This window comes from Pyrodictium delaneyi (assembly GCF_001412615.1).
GTDB classification, from domain to species: domain Archaea; phylum Thermoproteota; class Thermoprotei_A; order Sulfolobales; family Pyrodictiaceae; genus Pyrodictium; species Pyrodictium delaneyi.
Window position 1 is genome coordinate 1,569,343 of the sequence record NZ_CP013011.1, and the last position, 17,773, is coordinate 1,587,115.

A 17,773-nucleotide genomic window follows, 5' to 3' on the forward strand; every position below is an offset into this window, starting at 1 on the left:
CAAACCCTTATACTGCTGCACTCCTTAAACCCATCACGGACGTTGGGAAAATCCCCACTACTACTGGCTGAAGGATCCAAAGCCCTCTTATGGGCTAGGTGTTGCTACAACATACTCCCGCTAGCGTGCAACGGGGGTGTTTCTATTTACTCCCTTAGGAGACGCTCTCTAGACCATAAGGGAGCCAGCTGTGAACAAGCTATGTCTATATTATGACCCAGTTTTCGAGCTTCATTCACCACCCTATGGGTACCACATCGAATCTCCAGAGAGGCTAACTTATGCGATACAAGGTTTACAAGACTCACAGTTATGGAGCAGAGCTGAGCATCTTCCTGTTCCACGTCGCGGCGGAGAACTGTCAAGGATTCGGGAGGTACACAGCTGGGATTACGTCGAGGCTATACTCGATCTTGCAGAGCATGGAGGCGGCTACATAGACCCGGATACCTACGTCTCGCCGGGTACACCGCTCTCAACGCTTAGCTACGCCTCCGCTGTACTAGATGCAAGCGAGAAGCTGCTAAGCGGTATGTGCGACGTCGCTTTAGTGCTAGGCAGACCACCCGGTCACCATGCCGGCTACTTTGGGCGTGCAATGGGAGCACCAACACTTGGCTTCTGCATATTCAATGTATCCGCACTAGTTGCCCTTAACGTTCACCGCCTCGGATACGAAGTAGTCATCATAGACATCGACTTACACCACGGCAATGGCACACAAGATATATTATACAGTGAACCCGTATTCCATATAGATATACATCAAGATCCTTCAACAATCTATCCCGGTACAGGGTGGCCGTGGCAAACCGGTGAAGCTGAAGGGAGAGGAACAAAGCTAAACGTTATAGCACCACCTGGCACTGGAGACGACCTTTACGTAGAATTATTCCGAAGGACACTAGACCTCTATCAATCACTGTCATCTACCCCGGATCTAGTAATTATTGACGCAGGATTCGACGCATACATCGAAGACGGGCTTGGATCGCTGCGCCTTACAACTACAAGCTACTACACCATAGGCAGTATAATAGCCCGCATAGGAGCACCCATTCTGATAATACTACAGGGAGGTTACAGTAGCGGACTCTATCGTGCGCTCCCCGCACTCCTAGCCGGCTTACTCAATATGCCTAACCCATTCGAGGAACATCCATCGAGAACAGAAAACAGTATCAGGAGGAAGGCATTGAAACATCTAGACGAACTCAAGGAGCACCTTGAGTCGACTCCCCTATGACAACTGACTAAATGAGTTAAAAACCGCCGACTAAATACCACTTATAAACATGTTTTATACTTGGATAACCCTATCTAGATCTTCAGGTTACTCGCTTGGAAATTCGTGGAATATTCCGAGCCCTGCAAGTGTCATTATGAAGTCCAGTATGTCGCGCGCTGATATCATGCCTAATGGTTTGCCATTATCATCTACTACTGGAATATGACGTATATTGGCATCTCTCATCTTCTTAATTATCGTTACTATGTCTTCATCTGGTTTCGCTGTTATAGGATCCTCTGTCATTATCTCCCATGCTTGTTTTACCTCGGGATTCCATCCCTCGGAACACGCGAAGACGAGGTCACGCTCAGTTATTATGCCCCGAAGCTTGCCTTCCTCGTCTACAACTAAGACGCTTCCAACACGTTCAGTACGCATCTTACGTGCAACATCCTTTATCGAAGCATCTGGACCTATTGTGACCGGTGGCGTGGTCATAATGTCACGGGCGCGTAACGGTATACGTCTGCGACGTAAGAGCAGTATCATGTCTATACACCCTCTACTCGTATACTATAGTATAACGTGGCTGCAGTATAAAATGAGTACCCATGACGTTTACTAGTGGGACAAAATTACCTCTTCAACACATGATATATAGTAGTCTACACTAACCAGTTGTGTAATACAAGCCATACTCATAGGTATAACGTGTATAGCAAGGATGAAACGGATAGAAGGGCTGGGCTTCGATTTCGGAAAAAGACAGTGTGTTAACTCCGGCTTTAGAACGGTGTTATGAAGTCCTCGGGCTTCGGTGGCTCTGGTGGTAGGCCCTTCCTCTCACGTATCTTCTTTACTAGATCCATTAGCATGTTGTCAGGTACTGGTGCCCAGCGACTGAACTCGGTGCCCCAGAAGGCTCTGCCCTGTGTAGCGCTTCTTAGCTCGGCTGCGAGGTCGAAGCTCTCTGCTACCGGTAGCTCTGCTATTATCCTCATCATGACGCCGTACTCTTTCATGTCTAGTATCTTGCCGCGCTTCCTGGATATCACTGCTATAACGTTGCTGACGTACTCTTGTGGTACACGTATGTCTAGCTTCTGGAGAGGCTCTAGCAGTGTTGGCTTAGAGGTTAGGATAGCTGCGTATATCGCGTTGCGGACTGCAGGGTAGATCTGTGCTGGGCCGCGGTGGGCGGGGTCCTCGTGTATCACAGCGTCGTGTAGTACTACCTTGAGGCCTCTCACAGGCTCCTTGGCTAGTGGGCCCTCCTTCATTGCTAGGCGGAAGCCCTGGATTATAGTGTCCTTGACCTCGCGGAGGTGCTGTACACCGGTTGTCTTGTCTATGAAGATGTTTATGTTCTCGTCGATTGCCCATATCCTCTTTGCTTCGTCGTAGTCCCAGCCAGCCTTCTCCTTGAGTATCTTGGCTCTCTCGTATACGTCCTGGTCCTCTGTTATCTCACCGTTCTGTATTAGCTTGATTGTCTCCTCATCTAGCGGCTCTACGCTTATGTAGAGCTTGTTGTGCTTGTTCGGGCTCTTGCCTTCGAATACCTGGCTCTTTGCACGTACTGTCTCGCGGTATACTACTATTGGCGGGCTGGTCTTCACTTCGAGGCCGAAGGTCTCCTTTAGCCACCATACAGCTATCTCTATGTGTAGTGGGCCCATACCGCTTAGCAGGTACTCGCCTGTCTCCTGGTTGATCTTGACCTGTATTGTTGGGTCTTCTATGCTGAGCTTGTATAGCGCGTCTATCAGCTTAGGTAGGTCCTTGGGGTTCTTAGGCTCTATAGCTACGGTTACTACTGGCTCGGATACATAGTGTAGCTTCTCGAACGGCGGCACTTTGTCCTTGAGGCTCACTGCTACTGCTGTTTCGCCTGCACGTGCGTCCTCGAGACCTAGCGCAGCTGCTATGTTACCGGCAGGTATCTCGTCTACGACCTCGCGGTCGGGACCCATGTAGATGCTTACCTGTAGCACCTTAGCGCTCTTGCCAGCGTTTACGAGCCATACCTCGTCGCCCTGGCGCAGGGTGCCGCTGAAGATACGGCCGGTAGCTACTAGGCGGCGTATCTTGGGGTCAACCCTCATGAAGGATATAGCGTATACGAGGGGACCGTTGGGGTCAGCCTCGAGCATCGCTTTGCCTACTTCGCTGTTTATGTCTCCCTTCCATATCTTGGGTATACGGTAGCCCTGGGCTTCACGCGGGTTTGGTATGAACTTGACTACTGCGTCAAGGAGTGCCTCGTGTAGTGGTGCAACCTTTGTAGCGAACTCCTCTATAGCTTCCTTGCCCTTGTTGTAGGCGTCGATTATGTCGCTGAACTTTATGCCACGCTTCTGGGCTAGAGGTATGCTTATGCCCCACTTATCGCGGGCACTACCAAATATCACCATGCCGCTCATTGGGTCTAGCTGCCACTTCTTCTTGAACTCGGGGTCGGCATAGAGGCTGATCAGGTGGTTGACCTCCTTGATTATCTCTACGAACCTCTGCTGTATCTGCTGGGGTGTATACTTTAACTCTTTGATGAGCCTGTCGACCTTGTTTATGAAGAGTATGGGGCGGACACGCTCCTCGAGGCTCTGTCGTAGCACTGTCTCGGTTTGGGGCATTACACCCTCGACTGCATCAACTACCACGATTGAGCCGTCCATCATTCTGAGGCTCCTAGTGACGTGGCCCGAGAAGTCTACGTGACCAGGGGTGTCTACTAGGTTGATTACGTAGGGCTTACCCTGATACTCGTGATAGAGGCTAATGTTCGCAGACTTGACTGTTATACCACGCTGCTGCTCTACCTTGAGGTAGTCTAGAGCAAGTGCTTCGCCAGCTATACGCTGGGATATCATACCTGCTGCTGCGAGCAGCGAGTCGCTAGTCGTAGTCTTACCGTGGTCCACGTGTGCCACGATACCAATGTTTCTTATCTGCTCGACGTTCCTCATTATCTTCAAGATTTCGTCTACATGCTTGACACGCATAGCTTACCCTACCCGGGGAAGAAGGGGCGTGGCGGTCTCCGGGTTATAAGCACGCTGGGTATTAGACCCTGCGCCTAGAGCGGCAAGGCGACTATACGACGATAAAACATCGGGCAACATATCCGGCTCATCCACTAGCTCATGTATCCGGCTTGCCGGGAGACCTATAAGGGGTATGGAGCACGCGATATACACGCTGGGCTCTCTCGTAGCCTAGTACACGCTCGAGTTCTACTATTGAAGCTCTACATATAGCTTCTATGCTACCAAACTTTTCAAGGAGCCTTTCCGCTAGCTTCGGACCGACGCCAGGGAGGCTCTGGACTACGTAGAGCTGCTGCATCCAGAGTTTGTCGAGCCGCGGCTTCCGATGCACGACTACACTACGACGACTGCCATATTGTTCGCGACAAGCTAAGTTGTATATTATCCTGGCCGTTTCGCGCTGGTTGAGACTCCACAGTATACGGATACCATAGTCTAGAGCAAGGGCCGCCAGCGCTAGGCGGATCTGTTGTCCCCGGCTCGTGTACTCTTCAAGTCTAGTCAAGTCACCCTCTATAAGCAGTACAGGGATCTCATAGTATTCAGTGAGGCGTCTCGCTTGATCGAATAGCCTACCATCAAAGAGGCTTTCAGCGAGATCGTGCATTGTCTTACGCTCTATTGCCACTCGATCGGACACAATATAGTCCCCGACGCCAGCCATAGTGTATATCACGGCTGCACCTAGCTCCGCGAGTGCCTCAGGGACGCCGCTTCCGCGTTCCCGTTCATCGACATAGACTCTTGGCCTCCTACATTCGCTCAATCTAGCCCCGCCCAGGGGCTCGGGGGTGTGGAGTACACTAGAGGCTGACGCCCCGGGGAGTGGTGATGATAGTCCGGCGCACCGAACCCTCCTTCCGGGCCGCGTTATGACCCTGGGTAGCGTCATCTGCCTTCTGCTTAGAGGCACCAGATTTAGGTCTCCCGGACCCGCAGAGAGGCCCTGGGTACTCTGCAGCACTAGGCTGGGGTGGATAGGTGCATGGCCAAAACTAGCGGCAAGAAGAAGGAGCCCGTAAGCGGCTCAAAGAAAGAGCTAGTCATTGTCTCTAGGCCAGCTGTGACCCGAGATCAAGTGGAGCGTGACGAGAGGAAGAAGCGTCTCCTCCTAGTACTAAAGACTATGGAGGACCAGGGCGGTATATACGAGAGGAGTCTAGCTCACCTAGTCTACTGGCTACAGAAGGAGAAGGGCATAGACCTGGGTTATAACTTCTACATGGTAGGCGATGTCCCAACCTCCAAGGAACTTCATGAGGATATAGTAGCACTCCTATACGTCGGTTATGCAGAAACTGACCCCAAGACCAAGAAGCTACGCCTAACCAACGACGGCAAAGAGTTCCTAGAGAAGAAGGGCACTGACCCCGAGTTCTTCGAGAAGCTGCGCGCCGCCGTAGAGGAGTTGAAACCCAAGATAGCGGCGCTCGACGCACAGATAGAACTCACAACAATACTCTCGAGGCCGAGAGCACCTCGGCGACGCAGATTCTTCTAGGAGCATATCATTCCTCATCCAAGTTTTTAGATAACCTTCTAAATATACTAGCAACCAATGATCGCTGCCTTAAATCCTCACATTCTACCAGGTGGTATAACCTTAATACTCTGCTAACATAGATTACAATGGCTTATCCATTATCCTGGAGGTAGCGGGGGTCAGGGCCCCGGTGACGCCGCAGGAACTGCGGCTTTTGGATGAGCCGGGCGACGAATTGCACGCCGCCCACTTTCATTATAAGAGCCTTGCAAATAACGAGAATAGGGTTATTGCATAGCCTCTATGCGGGTCTGAGACCTGCTATGAAGAATCCTTGTGTACCATGTATGTGTGGGAGCAGTCGGCGGACGCGCTCGCGGAAGTTATAGGGTTTGTAGCCGGGCGAGCCAGGTATCTCTGGATCCAATGGCTCGAGCTCGCCGAGCATGCTGGATATGTGCTCCTCGCCTTCAAAGGGCAGCAAGCTACACACCGCATAGACTATATAACTACTCTTGTATGTTAGCGCCTTCTTTAGCATCTCGCGCTGGAGAGCCGGGAATCGGCGAATCCAGGCGAGGTCCTCTAGGTGCATCTTGATCGCCGGGTCCTTCCCCATAGCACCACTACTCGTGCAAGGCGCGTCTAGTATGATCTTGTCTGGCTTAGTGCGTAACTCCAGCGAGCGGGAATCAGCGTGAATTATCTCGACACGGCTGGTATCTACTCCATAGAGACGAAGAAGCCTCTTTGTCCGCTTTAGTCGCTCCCAGGACACGTCTACGGCTATTATCCTTGCTCGGTTCTCTGTCAGTTGCATTATTAGTGCATCCTTTATGCCTGGCGCTGCTGCTAGGTCGAGTATTGTATCACCGGGCTCGGGGTGAAGCGCCTCAACGACTAGTGCAGAAGCCTTGTCTTGGAATACTATTTCTCCACGCCACATTTCCTCCAGGTGATGTAGGGGCTCATTGAAGTCTACTACTTCGAGCATATAGGGGAGGTCTGGGTCGCGGCGGACTACTACGCCTTTATCGAGGAGTCTCTCAGCCACGCTATCCACGTCAGCTTTTAACGTGTTTACGCGTATCCACCACTTCTCCTCGTTAAGCGCGGCCAGTAGCTTCTCTGTCTCGTTTCGCCCAAGAACCTCTAGGAACACCTCAACAAACCAGCGTGGGAACGAGTAGACCACCGAGAGCCTTTTGACTGTATCCTCTATGCCTTCTACCAGCTCCTCTACGTTCTCTATGCGGCGCGGCAGGCTCTTAACGAGCCTACGGCGTAGACGCTCAACACTCTCTATATGCTGCACTAGGTGCTCCGACTCGAGACCCCTCAAGAGGAGCCATAGCTTAGCCATGCGGCGAGCGCTCCCACGACTTCCGTAGATCTTCTGCTCAGCGTAACGGAGCAGGTAGTAGTCCGAGACTATGTCGTGCGAGACTCTGTACAAGACCTTGAGAGGCACGTAGCGGGCTGCTTTCCGGTACTCGCGAAGAGCCGCTTGGAACGCCCTGTCATGACTAACATGCTTAGTCATAACAATGTAGAGCACTTTGGCGCTAAAATCTATCAAGCTCCTAGCAATCTTGTCCATGGGCTTCTACTGCACCCCGCACACCTTACCAGCCTTTGCGGCTCCCCAGCACTCTGCCTAGATCCCAAGAGGGACAACACTTAGGGAGCCCTAATCTAGCTCACCTATCACCAAAGTAGTAGTTAAGGGGGCCCGTGGATAAGCCCACATAGACGGCTGCAGTGATGATAGGTGGGCTTACCAGAGCCCTATCAACTACATAAGCAGGGCTATGAAGAGTGTGGCCGTATCTGAGCAAGCACCGAGCAAGCAGAGCCGCCGGACAAACCGTGGGACAATTATCACGAGTCTCTGCTCCGGCCTGCAAGATAGTCGAGAAGACTCTTCTGCCTAGACTTCCCGGACTTATTACTAGCCTCCGTACTCTTAGCCCTATACCATCCTGGCGCTACACGCTTCAGAGTGGACCACGAGCGGCGAACAAACCACGGCGGGCTATGGGGGGACTCCCGGTATGCCTCCCTAATCCATTCTAGCGTATGAGGGTCAGTGGGATAGCCTGAGCCCCGGATACCATAGAGTTGACGGAGCTTCTCTATCTCCTCGTCCCTCACAACCTTGGCTACTATACTCGCTGCCGATACGGGGAGGTATCTTCTATCCGCCTTAGGCTTAGCTACAATAGTTCCCTGAAAGCCAGAAAGACGCCTTACCTCTGAGGCCATTTTCGAGGCTGGCCCAACAGCATCTATATACACAGCATCTAAGTCCCTATAGATGGTTGATGTACGTCGAACGATATGAGCTATTGTCGATATCTCAAGCCGGTTTAGGTTCACCGTGTCTATCACTGCGGGCGGGATCTTCACTATCACCACATAGCTTGCCAGGTCTAGGATTCTTGCAAAGAGTTCCCGGCGCTGGGCTGGCGTAAGCTCCTTGCTGTCACGCACTCCTAGCTTTTCCAGGATCGGCACCGTACTACTATCTACGAGCACGCCAGCCACAACCATGGGGCCTATAATGGGGCCACGTCCAGCCTCGTCTATTCCTAACAGTTTGCCTTTAGACCTAGGCAACACTACATCATCCCTCGAGTAAGCTACAATATCTCGGCGTATGGACGTGTCACGCATCACACTCATAGCCATAAGCTACACCGTATGCTATGCATGCAGCCTCCTCCGGATCTACAAGCTCTAGACCTGCTAGCCCGTAGCCTAGCCCTTTGAGTAGCTCCTCTAGGGGTTTCTCTACGCTTCTAGCCTCCGGCCAACATTCATCATCGCGCAACAAGAGTCTACAGCCAAGGTACACCTTAGCCTTAGATTCACTGCCCGTATCCACAGCGATAGTCTTAACCGCTCCAGCCTTCATGTAGTCTAGCTTACGGGCTACTTCGACTATAGCCCGACACAGGGAACGTCTGGGCTCATTCCTCCTGGAGCCTATATACTCGTACACCTCTCTGATGCATTCATCTCCAATGCTGAGCTGAAGTACAATATCTATACTATGCTCTAGGAGCGATGAACGATATGCATCCCCACCCGTAAACGCTGCCTCTAAATGTTTCTCTACCTCTTCCCGTAGATCGATACCTGCTTCAGCCAGCTTTGCTATATGTACTAGTGACCTTAGGTGGAGTGGGCTCTGTAGCTCGTTAGCTACCCTTATTATACTGTTCCAGCTCCACGAACCCTTGACTATTCTGTAGGCCTCCCTGAGCAACTTCTCTCCACCATAACCCTCTACAAGCACGTTAAAACTCTCAGCATACTTCTTTATCCAGCCTATTATGCCTAGTAACGAGAAGAGTGTTGGAGAGTCGTTCGGGAGAAGCGGATAAATCTCGACAAGCTGTATTCCTAGACTCCTATACGCTTCTTTACGCTCTATCGAGTCAACAATGGCTGCGACAATTAGGACTATATCATATCTTGCTGCTCTACGAGACGTTTTGCCCTCTAGTGGGCGGAAAACCACCGGCAATGTCTTCAGCCACATCCTCTCCCTGTCTATTCAGAAATGTAGCCGGTGGAGGCTCAGCCTAGTATGCGGTCTGCATCCCTGCTAGCCCCCGGCAGGCGAGGGTCTAGAGGCTACGCTCCCGGATTCCACATCATAGCCTCCATTGCTCTCCGGTATATTCGCCAAGGGTTATTCTATGCTCTTATGCTTTTGCTCTCCCCCGCCTTGGCTCCCGCTACTGGCTTCCTTTAGGAGGCGTTGCCCGAACCTCTCGAGCAGTATGGGAAAGACTGTCCCGACGATATCCTCTAGTGTTATCACGCCATGGTACCGATACATAGCATCAACTACTATAACGTAGTCAGTTCCATATATTATCATTTGCTCTAATGCTCTAGCTACACACTCGCCAACTCTAACCATCGGTGCCTGGGAGAGCGAGACCTCTGCTACAGGCTCACTCGAGCGCAACGCATAGCGCAAGTCTAGGCCAGCATACCCTGGATCTAGGACTCCGACGACTCGTCCTGTCTCATCGACTATCGGGACTATGTGCTGTTTATTCGCTACCATACGGCGAACCACGACGCGAAGCGGCTCACTCCAGTTAGCAGTCACATACTTCTTGCTAGCAAGCTTCTCAACACGTATGCATATGTTTTGCTCACGTATCATTTGTAGTAGGGACTCGGCCGTGAATAGGCTTGGCGGTATAGACTGGGGTAGCTGAGACTCGACAATACTTATGCCTCTCGTCGCGAGCGAGGCCGTGAGCGAAGTCATAAGCGCCGGCACAATTAGTGCCGGCGTACCACCTACTTCCGCCACCATGAATGCGAGGCCTATAGGGACCTTTGACGCTGCACCAAACAAGGCAGCCATACCAAGGTAGGCATATAGTGCAGGCTCTACACCGGTATAACCAGCCACGAGCAGCCCAAACAACTCGCCTATCATGGCTCCCGCAAAGAGGCCTGGTGCCAGTAGTCCACCGCTGCCGCCGCTGCCAACAGTTAAGGCCGTAGCTGTTATCTTGAGTATGGCTAGCAGCAACAGAGCTGTGATCATATCTACGTCCAGGCTTATGAATGATGTGCTGGTAGCGCCTGGTTTTTGCTCCTGGAAGAATTTCAGCATTTCCGCGAGGAGTTCCTCACCTGTGCCAAGTATATGCGGCACGAATACACCTATGATACCAACAATTATTGCACCTATGACTGGTCTTAGGCGAGTGTCTATGCCCTTCTTCTCTGTTAGCTCGATAAACCCCTCCTTTACCTTATAGAACGTGTAGACGTAGAGATATGCAAATGGCGCTATAAATACTCCTAGCAGAATGTAGGAAGCCATCGCGTCGAAACCGTAGACGTTCAGTACATCACCTACATCTATTGATGGAAGCTTGTAGCCTGGACCCAGTATATGGAGTGAGAAACTGTAGGCTATTACCGATGCGAATAGGGCCGGTATTAGCGCGCTTGTCTCCATGTCTCTCTCGTAGAGGACCTCTATAGCGAATATTGCGGCACCTACTGGGCTCTGGAATATAAAGGAGAGGGCACCGGCCACACCGGCTATCAGTGCTATTTTCCTTTCCTCGACACTGAGCCGGAGCACATTAGCTATGAATGAGCCTGCAGCACCACCTATCTGTACTGCCGGGCCTTCGGGGCCACCGCTTCCTCCTCCACCGAGTAGTAGCGCTGATGCAACTGCCTTTACTACTGCTACTCTAGGCCTTACATGCCCGGCTTCATGATGGTAAGCGTTTACTATAGCATCTGTGCCACTTCCCTCCGCCTCCGGCGCCCAACGATAGACTATAGTACTCGCTATAGCTGCACCTACGACTACCGTGAGTGGTATTAGAAGTCTATTATGACCTTCGAGCGCTATTATGGAGTAGTCCGATATGTGGAAGAGTATAGATGAGACATCAAGACCGTGTAGGTAGGCTGCGACGGCAATTACAAGCCTAAGCATTACGTAGAAGATGCCTATTGCAAGCGAGGAGACAACAGCAGTAACTGTACTTATGAATAGCCAGCGCTCTACGTAGCCCAAGCGTTCATTTATCGACACGACAATTCTGGCGAGCTTTTCTGGTATCTTTAAGCTAGGCCTCATTATTTTCTACCCTTTCTGTTACGCCCTAGCCTAGAGACCTCGCCCCTCATCCAGGTGTGCCGCTGAGTTGAATAAGAGGAGTATCCCTGGTACGCACATCCCCCTGGGAATCGGAGTCCTTTGGGGGGTGACGTAGAGCCGTGTCAGCTACACCCATAGTCGATATAGCTAAGCTAGCCGGAACAGGTATTGAGGAGGCCCGCAAGACGATCGAGGCAGAGAGGTTCTACATCCGCGTTTACGCGTTACCAAGGCCTAGACTACGCATAAGAAGCCCCAAGAAGAGGATAATAGACGTTGACGAGGGCAAGCTTGCACGGCTAGAGTATGCACTCATAAGGTCGATACTAGAAGCTGCTTCTAAGGGCTCTAAGCCGAGCTTCAAAGACTTCGCGGAGCTCGCAGGCGACTACAAGGCCGCAGCTGCATACATAGCAGCTCTTTGGCGTGCCGGTCTAGTAGAGTTCGATGACGCCAGCAAAGCCGCCGAGATATATGCTGCGGCAGTTTCGCTAAGCCAGAAGGGCTACGAGAGAAAGATAGCACGCGCACTAGACGCCACATTCACCATAAAGACTGACAAACTTGCAGAGCTTCCTGCAGACCAGCTACTCTGCATCCGCCGCGAGGGCAAGATCTACTGCCGCTACATCGTATCTAACACAGCACGAAGCCAGGCCAAAGCGCAAGTACGTGCACTCAGCGACACACTTGCCAGCTAACATCACCCTTTAGGCTAAAGCTGCTTTCAACAAATCTACAACCTTCCCGGTTTTGACACAACTACAACTAGCCCAGATCGCCGAGACACCGTCTCACCATGTATCACCACTACTACAAACCCGTGAAGCATATCTATGATTGCTGTAAGACGTGCACTGTGGCTCACTACTTAACGGCAGTGCAAGGCTTAAGCTTGTGCAGGGTTGGGCCGCTATGCCGTTAAGGCTGAAATGGTGGCTACATGCATGCTTTGAGCTAGAGGTAGACGGCAAGAGGCTGGTAATTGACCCACACGACGGGGGTAGCCTAGGCGTAGGGTTTTCGGCTCCAAGCGTTAAGGCCGACTATGTGCTAGTTACCCACGATCACTACGACCATAATGCTGTCGAAAAGGTTTCAACAGACCATACTGTGGTTGCAAGGGAGAGGACGGGAGGATTCACTCTAGGACCCTTCAAGGTTAAGGGCGTAAAACTACCTCACGACGAGTTTGACGGGCGTATTAGGGGATTCGTAGTAGCATATCGTATAGAGGTGGAAGGGATTAGTCTAGTACACTTAAGCGACCTTGGACGCATGCTCACTGAGGAGGAAGTTCGTGAAATAGGCAGCGTTGATATCGCGCTTATCCCAGCTGGAGACGTGTATACCCTGCATCCACGCCAAGCATTAGAGGCGGCAGAGGCACTGGGAGCACGCATAGTTATACCAATGCACTACTGGCTCCCAGGAATACAGCTCCCTCTCGAACCTCTCGATACAATACTACGATATGCAAAGAAGTGGCGCGTGCTACGCTTAGAGTCCAGCTGGATTGAGATCACACGGGAAGATATCCCCGAAGAGAAGACATTAGCCGTACTCGCTCCGCCAAGGTAGACCGGCTAGAGGGGCCTGGTATTTGGCTCGACACAAATGTGAGGGAGATGTGCTAGTAGCGGAGGGGCTCGTCAAGAAGTTCGAGAAGGGCCCAGTGATAGGACCAATATCGTTACGTATAGGTTCGGGCACTGTTTTCGCACTTATAGGCCCCAATGGCGCAGGTAAGACTACAACTATACGTATGATCCTCGGCATATACCGCCCCGACGCTGGCAGTGTTAACATATGTGGCGTCGACCCATACACTGGGAGAGGCGCTCATGGGTTAGCTGCCTATGTTCCCGAGGAGACTGCTGTCTATCCACGCCTGACAGGCTATGAGCACCTCTGGTTTTACGCTGGACTCTATATGGGCAACCCTAGTGAGGCTCAGCGCATCGTAGAACGGGCAGCCGAGCTCTCAGAGCTAGGTGAAGCGCTCTGGCGCCGTGTCGAGGAGTACAGCAAAGGCATGAAGAGGAAGCTCCTATTAGCCCTAGCTCTAGCCCTTGACACACCACTCCTAGTCCTCGACGAGCCTACCTCGGGGCTCGACGTCTATAGTGCTGTACGTATACGCCAACTAATAAGACAGGCCGCCGAGGAGGGCAGGGCAGTGCTCGTCACCAGCCACAACATGCTAGAGGTAGAGAGAATAGCCGATAGAGTAGCCTTCATAGCCAGGGGCAGAATCATCGACGAAGGTCATCCAAGCGACCTCGTCAGGAAGTACTCCGCGAGAGACCTCGAGGAAGCCTTCGTGAAGGCTGTACTACCACGAGGGACACGACGGGAATAGCCACGGTGAGCCGCCATGCCAAGACTTCCGTTAATAAACTATCGTCTAGCCGTGCTCGTCAAGAAGGAGGCACTTGAATTCCTTCGCGACCGACGCAGCCTGGTATTGATGGCTGTATCGGCATTTCTCTTTCCAGTGCTAGGGCTCCTCGTAACCGGGCTAAAGACGCAGCAAGTTGCTCTCGTAGCCATAGTTGTATGCGACACTGGTGCACCAGCGGAGGAACTCGCTCAGCAGCTCTATACGGCCTTCAACGAAAGCCCGGGCTTTAGCGCAATGATGGAGCACGGGCCTCCCTGTACACCACCATCACAAGCCGTAGCCACCATAGTAATCCCCGAGGGCTTTAGCAGAAATGCCACGAGCATCGACTCGCCAGTTATCGTAGAGTTGTACCGCGTAGTGGGGAACCCTGCAGCCGAGGACGCTGTACAGCTAGCCTATAGCGTGATGGGGCGATTCTCGCAGAGTATAGCCGCACAGCGTGTCGAGACACTAGCTAGGCTAGCTGGCAAGCAGGTTGAGACCGACTACGTGTTACACCCGCTACGTGTTGTATCGCAAACCGTCACCGAGACTGGGCAGAAGGCTCCGCCAGAGCTCCAGGAGAGAGCAGCTGTTGCAAGGTTCCTAGCATTCTCTGTATTCTTTATACTGAATCCCGCAGCGATAGCTGTAGCAGACTCCATAACCCGTGAGCGGGAGCGCGGCACCGGCGAGCTATTGGCGATAACCCCGCTCAGCGGCGTGGAGCTGGTGCTAGGCAAGACTCTCGGCTCGTTGACTGCAGCCTTGATAGCAGGCAGTCTCGACATTGTAGCCGTGATCGCATATGCAGAGATGACCGCGGCAAGCGCTACCGCAGGGCTTATACTCTTCCATGCAGTCCAAGTAGCTCTAGCCGTGATGGTTACCGCCGCTATAACTATGCTGGTTACTATGGTGGTTCCCGGCCAGCGTGCAGCTTCCCTCACAGCAAGTAGCGTAACAGGCGCCGCTGTTATGGTCTTCTTCTCAACATTATTCGTCGATATCAACACACTACCAGCATGGATAAAGGCGTTACTCTACCTCATACCCTATACACATACGGCTCAAGCCATAGAGACCTACGCTCTAGGTGACGAGGGTATGGCCCTCATACACACCAGCATCATCGCCGCACTGACTATAGTGTCTATAGCTGCTGCCGCACGACTATATAGACCTGAGAGGCTAGTTAAGCGTGGCTAGACTCTAGCTGGACGCGCCACGGGATGATGCATAGCTCTACTTTGCTCTAGATGAACCCCCGGCGACCAGGGTCTTCCTTGGATCCTTGCTTCGGGATGAGCGGGGAGGCCGTACTGACCGTAGAACTACACTGCAGAGATACTATATCTGCTATGAACCTAAGATATACCAATGACTACTGCTTGTTTCCAGTCACTCCCAAAGCTCTTGACTATGGTCTTATAGCCATTGTCGCGGAGAAGTGCTTCGATATCTTCTACGCGTATGAGCGGCGGATGAACTTCCACTATCACTTGGCTTATAGTGCTCGGCGATAGGATTCCGTCATTCGATGCTCTTTCTAGAACCTCTTGCTCCGCTCCCTCCACGTCCAGCTTAAGCAAGTTTATAGCATCTAGCCCGTGATCCTTCATTAGCCTCTTTAAGCTTATAGATGGCACTCTAAGGGTCTTGAACACCTCTACCCGCATTTCCGCTATATAGCTCTTATACATGCTGGTGTTAACCCAAGGCTCTGTAACGTGTATCTCGCGTAGACAATACTCACAGCCACCCAAGGATCTAGGATCGATGCGGGCTATGCGTTCGAGGCTGTTTAGCTCGAAGTTCTTGTAGAGTATACTCCTTGCAGCCGGATTCGGTTCTACAGCTATAATTAACCCATCACGCTTCATGGCAAGCGCCACTTTTACAGCAAAGAATCCTATGTAAGCGCCACCATCTACCACTATGTCGCCTGGCTTGAGCTTTACTATTGAGCCTAGCTGGTAGTCGTCAATACAGTGTACATGGATTAGGTTAGCCCAGGCCTCAGGAAGCTGGCTACAAGGTATAGCGAATAAAGTATCTCCAAGGTCTACCTCGATTTCTCCATTACATCCACTAGTAGTAGCTTCGACTAATAGCTCCATAGCCTCGGTGCTTATACATCCTTTAGACGTTGATGTAAGCCACTCGAGGTATTCCTCATCGCTTATGACTGTGCTGTCCTTAGCTGCCACTAGCCTCTACCCCCGAACCCGCAAACCCAATGCCATGTAGGGGCACTCTTAACATCTCTTAAGTATACGCAGCAGCTATATAAGGGAGCTTGTAAGAGGTTCCAGAGAGCAGTGTCTACTGTTAAATAGCAAGCTACCCTATAGAAGATTCATCAATTGAACTTCCTCTCTATAGCTAGCCGGGGATGAGGGCTGGGGGCTCCTCGAGCCCAAAAGGGCTATGAAGAAGAGTCCCATCACCGACCCTAGTCCTGGCTACCGCCGAGCGAGGAAATACTTCATAACGTCTCTAGCTGCTCATATTTATACGGGAATGATGAACTGGGCCCTTACGGTTGCCCTCCGAAGACGCATTGTCAGTGTGGATGGTTTCGCGCCCTGACCCATCATGATTAGCGGTGCCAGAGACATGAAAGCCAGAGTCATCGAGTGCAGCGGGGCCTCCGGCTCGGTAACCGCACCACCCTCGCTATGGGAGACCCTTGTAGGGATAGTTGCAGTAGCCGCCAGGGGTGGCGGCGAGGTAGATGGTGTCAAACGGGAAAGCAAGTGCATCACTACACTCCTTCATGCATTACAAGCCCTGGGTTATAGGGCTGAGTGGATCTCGTCCACGAGACTAACAATACACGAAGAAGGAGAGCAAAAATCCAGAGTAGTTGTAGATACAACTTGTGGACTGCTAGTACCAGGCCTCATAGCCCCTCTTGCTGCTGTCCGCCTCCCACCTGGAGGCCAGCTAATAGTCCGGGGTACGAGCGAGTCCAGTCTATCGTTTAGCCTAAGGCCTTTGATAGAAGCAGTGATAGCTGTAGGCGGGCGGGCATGGCCTGGAGGCACCCTCTCAAGGCTCGTGGTAGTCGAGCCAAGTATATATAAGCCCCATGGCCGCATTGCTAGGCTTTATGGTCCACCAGGGTTCATAGCCGCTGGTGTTGCTGCAGCCCTTGCGGCTACCGGTGGAGGCAGACTAATGACGTATGGTTCTCCCGTTAGGGGAGTTGGCAGGCTGGCCGCTATGACTAGGGCGCTTAGGCTGGCTGGCTTTGAGGTTATTGAGAGTGGTCCCTCGCTCATTATAGGTGCTCTGGGGGATGGCGAGAGTAGACTTGTAGTTGAAGGTGGACCACACGAGACTGCTCTCCTACTCGCGCTAGCCTCTCCATGCATAGGTGGCGAGATACGCGTCGAAGGACTGCCAATACGCGAGGAAGAGCTGTCTACTCTAGAGTACATGTTGAAGGCTACAGGGTTCGAGGCCTATAAAGAGTGTAGAGATTCTAACTGCAGTATAGTTGCTACATCCTTTGAGCCTCTCTCGGCCACTATAACGGTTCGAGACGAGCCCGGCTACATGCTATACGCAGCAGCCCAGGTGGCTGCATGGGCTCGGCTGGTCATAAGTGGACTCAATACAGTGACGCTTGAGGGGCTACTTGACAAGAGATTCGAGTCGTTCCTACAACAGCTAGGAGTCAACGCCTTCTATGAAGATGAAGGTGATAGACTCGTGGCTGAGGGAGAGCAGCCCAAGAGTATTAGGAAGAGCATAGAGTGTAATGACCCTGTCTACTGTGCTGCTGCATTGGCTAGGCTTCTAAGACTGGGAAGCGGTAGTCTCGAGGGCATTGACGTGCTTGAGGACATAGCACCTGGCGTACTAGAGGGGTTACTCGCTCTAGGTGTGGGTCTCGACGTAAGCTAGGAGTAGGAGCAAGACGGAGCAAGACAAGCCGCTATGATTTGCGGCTAAAAAG

Annotated in this window: 15 protein-coding genes; 7 read left to right on the forward strand and 8 right to left on the reverse strand. The window is 52.0% G+C overall.

The window, feature by feature from the left end:
- Positions 1–190 precede the first annotated feature (190 nt).
- Entirely contained in the window at positions 191–1,246 is a 1,056-nt protein-coding gene (locus tag Pyrde_RS07945; protein ID WP_055409728.1) for a histone deacetylase family protein, read from the forward strand.
- Between the two features lie 87 nt (positions 1,247–1,333).
- On the opposite strand, the gene Pyrde_RS07950 is transcribed toward Pyrde_RS07945, so the two are convergent.
- The 3 genes from Pyrde_RS07950 to Pyrde_RS07960 all read right to left on the reverse strand — a co-directional run bounded on the left by Pyrde_RS07950 (position 1,334) and on the right by Pyrde_RS07960 (position 5,044).
- Positions 1,334–1,780 carry a CBS domain-containing protein gene (locus Pyrde_RS07950; protein WP_055409730.1) on the reverse strand — a complete coding sequence of 149 codons (447 nt, stop codon included), beginning with the start codon at positions 1,778–1,780 and terminating at the stop codon, positions 1,334–1,336.
- A 236-nt stretch (positions 1,781–2,016) separates the two neighbouring features.
- A complete protein-coding gene (locus Pyrde_RS07955; protein WP_055409731.1) occupies positions 2,017–4,233 on the reverse strand; it encodes an elongation factor EF-2 in 2,217 nt (738 codons plus the stop codon).
- 139 nt (positions 4,234–4,372) lie between these two features.
- Positions 4,373–5,044, reverse strand: a complete 672-nt coding sequence (locus Pyrde_RS07960; RefSeq protein WP_055409733.1) for an ERCC4 domain-containing protein — start codon at positions 5,042–5,044, stop codon at positions 4,373–4,375.
- A gap of 219 nt (positions 5,045–5,263) precedes the next feature.
- Between Pyrde_RS07960 and Pyrde_RS07965 the strand changes: the two genes are divergently transcribed.
- A complete protein-coding gene (locus Pyrde_RS07965) occupies positions 5,264–5,779 on the forward strand; it encodes a hypothetical protein (RefSeq protein ID WP_055409736.1) in 516 nt (171 codons plus the stop codon).
- A gap of 283 nt (positions 5,780–6,062) precedes the next feature.
- Here Pyrde_RS07965 and Pyrde_RS07970 read toward each other — a convergent pair whose 3' ends face one another.
- The 4 genes from Pyrde_RS07970 to Pyrde_RS07985 form a co-directional block, all read right to left on the reverse strand.
- Positions 6,063–7,361 carry an RsmB/NOP family class I SAM-dependent RNA methyltransferase gene (locus Pyrde_RS07970; RefSeq protein ID WP_055409737.1) on the reverse strand — a complete coding sequence of 433 codons (1,299 nt, stop codon included), beginning with the start codon at positions 7,359–7,361 and terminating at the stop codon, positions 6,063–6,065.
- Positions 7,362–7,642: 281 nt separating this feature from the next.
- Positions 7,643–8,446, reverse strand: a complete 804-nt coding sequence (rnhB, locus tag Pyrde_RS07975) for a ribonuclease HII (protein WP_231656719.1) — start codon at positions 8,444–8,446, stop codon at positions 7,643–7,645.
- Positions 8,430–9,293 (reverse strand): hypothetical protein, encoded by an 864-nt coding sequence (locus Pyrde_RS07980; RefSeq protein WP_143522145.1) that lies wholly within the window; start codon positions 9,291–9,293, stop codon positions 8,430–8,432. Before Pyrde_RS07980 ends, rnhB begins: the two co-directional genes overlap by 17 nt.
- A gap of 168 nt (positions 9,294–9,461) precedes the next feature.
- Positions 9,462–11,399, reverse strand: coding sequence for a chloride channel protein (locus Pyrde_RS07985; protein ID WP_055409741.1), 1,938 nt, complete (start codon positions 11,397–11,399; stop codon positions 9,462–9,464).
- Between the two features lie 140 nt (positions 11,400–11,539).
- On the opposite strand from Pyrde_RS07985, the gene Pyrde_RS07990 reads away from it, so the two are divergent.
- The 4 genes from Pyrde_RS07990 (at position 11,540) to Pyrde_RS08005 (ending at position 15,015) form a co-directional block, all read left to right on the forward strand.
- Positions 11,540–12,121 carry a hypothetical protein gene (locus tag Pyrde_RS07990; protein ID WP_055409743.1) on the forward strand — a complete coding sequence of 194 codons (582 nt, stop codon included), beginning with the start codon at positions 11,540–11,542 and terminating at the stop codon, positions 12,119–12,121.
- Positions 12,122–12,335: 214 nt separating this feature from the next.
- Complete coding sequence (locus Pyrde_RS07995; protein ID WP_055410889.1) at positions 12,336–13,001, forward strand: MBL fold metallo-hydrolase; 666 nt, start codon at positions 12,336–12,338, stop codon at positions 12,999–13,001.
- A 22-nt stretch (positions 13,002–13,023) separates the two neighbouring features.
- Entirely contained in the window at positions 13,024–13,782 is a 759-nt protein-coding gene (locus Pyrde_RS08000) for an ABC transporter ATP-binding protein (RefSeq protein ID WP_088171905.1), read from the forward strand.
- A gap of 15 nt (positions 13,783–13,797) precedes the next feature.
- Entirely contained in the window at positions 13,798–15,015 is a 1,218-nt protein-coding gene (locus Pyrde_RS08005) for an ABC transporter permease (protein WP_082419570.1), read from the forward strand.
- Between the two features lie 158 nt (positions 15,016–15,173).
- Here Pyrde_RS08005 and Pyrde_RS08010 read toward each other — a convergent pair whose 3' ends face one another.
- Positions 15,174–16,016: an FkbM family methyltransferase gene (locus Pyrde_RS08010; protein ID WP_055409747.1), complete on the reverse strand. Its 843-nt coding sequence runs from the start codon at positions 16,014–16,016 to the stop codon at positions 15,174–15,176.
- 409 nt (positions 16,017–16,425) lie between these two features.
- On the opposite strand from Pyrde_RS08010, the gene Pyrde_RS08015 reads away from it, so the two are divergent.
- Positions 16,426–17,721: a hypothetical protein gene (locus Pyrde_RS08015; RefSeq protein WP_143522144.1), complete on the forward strand. Its 1,296-nt coding sequence runs from the start codon at positions 16,426–16,428 to the stop codon at positions 17,719–17,721.
- Positions 17,722–17,773 lie beyond the last annotated feature (52 nt).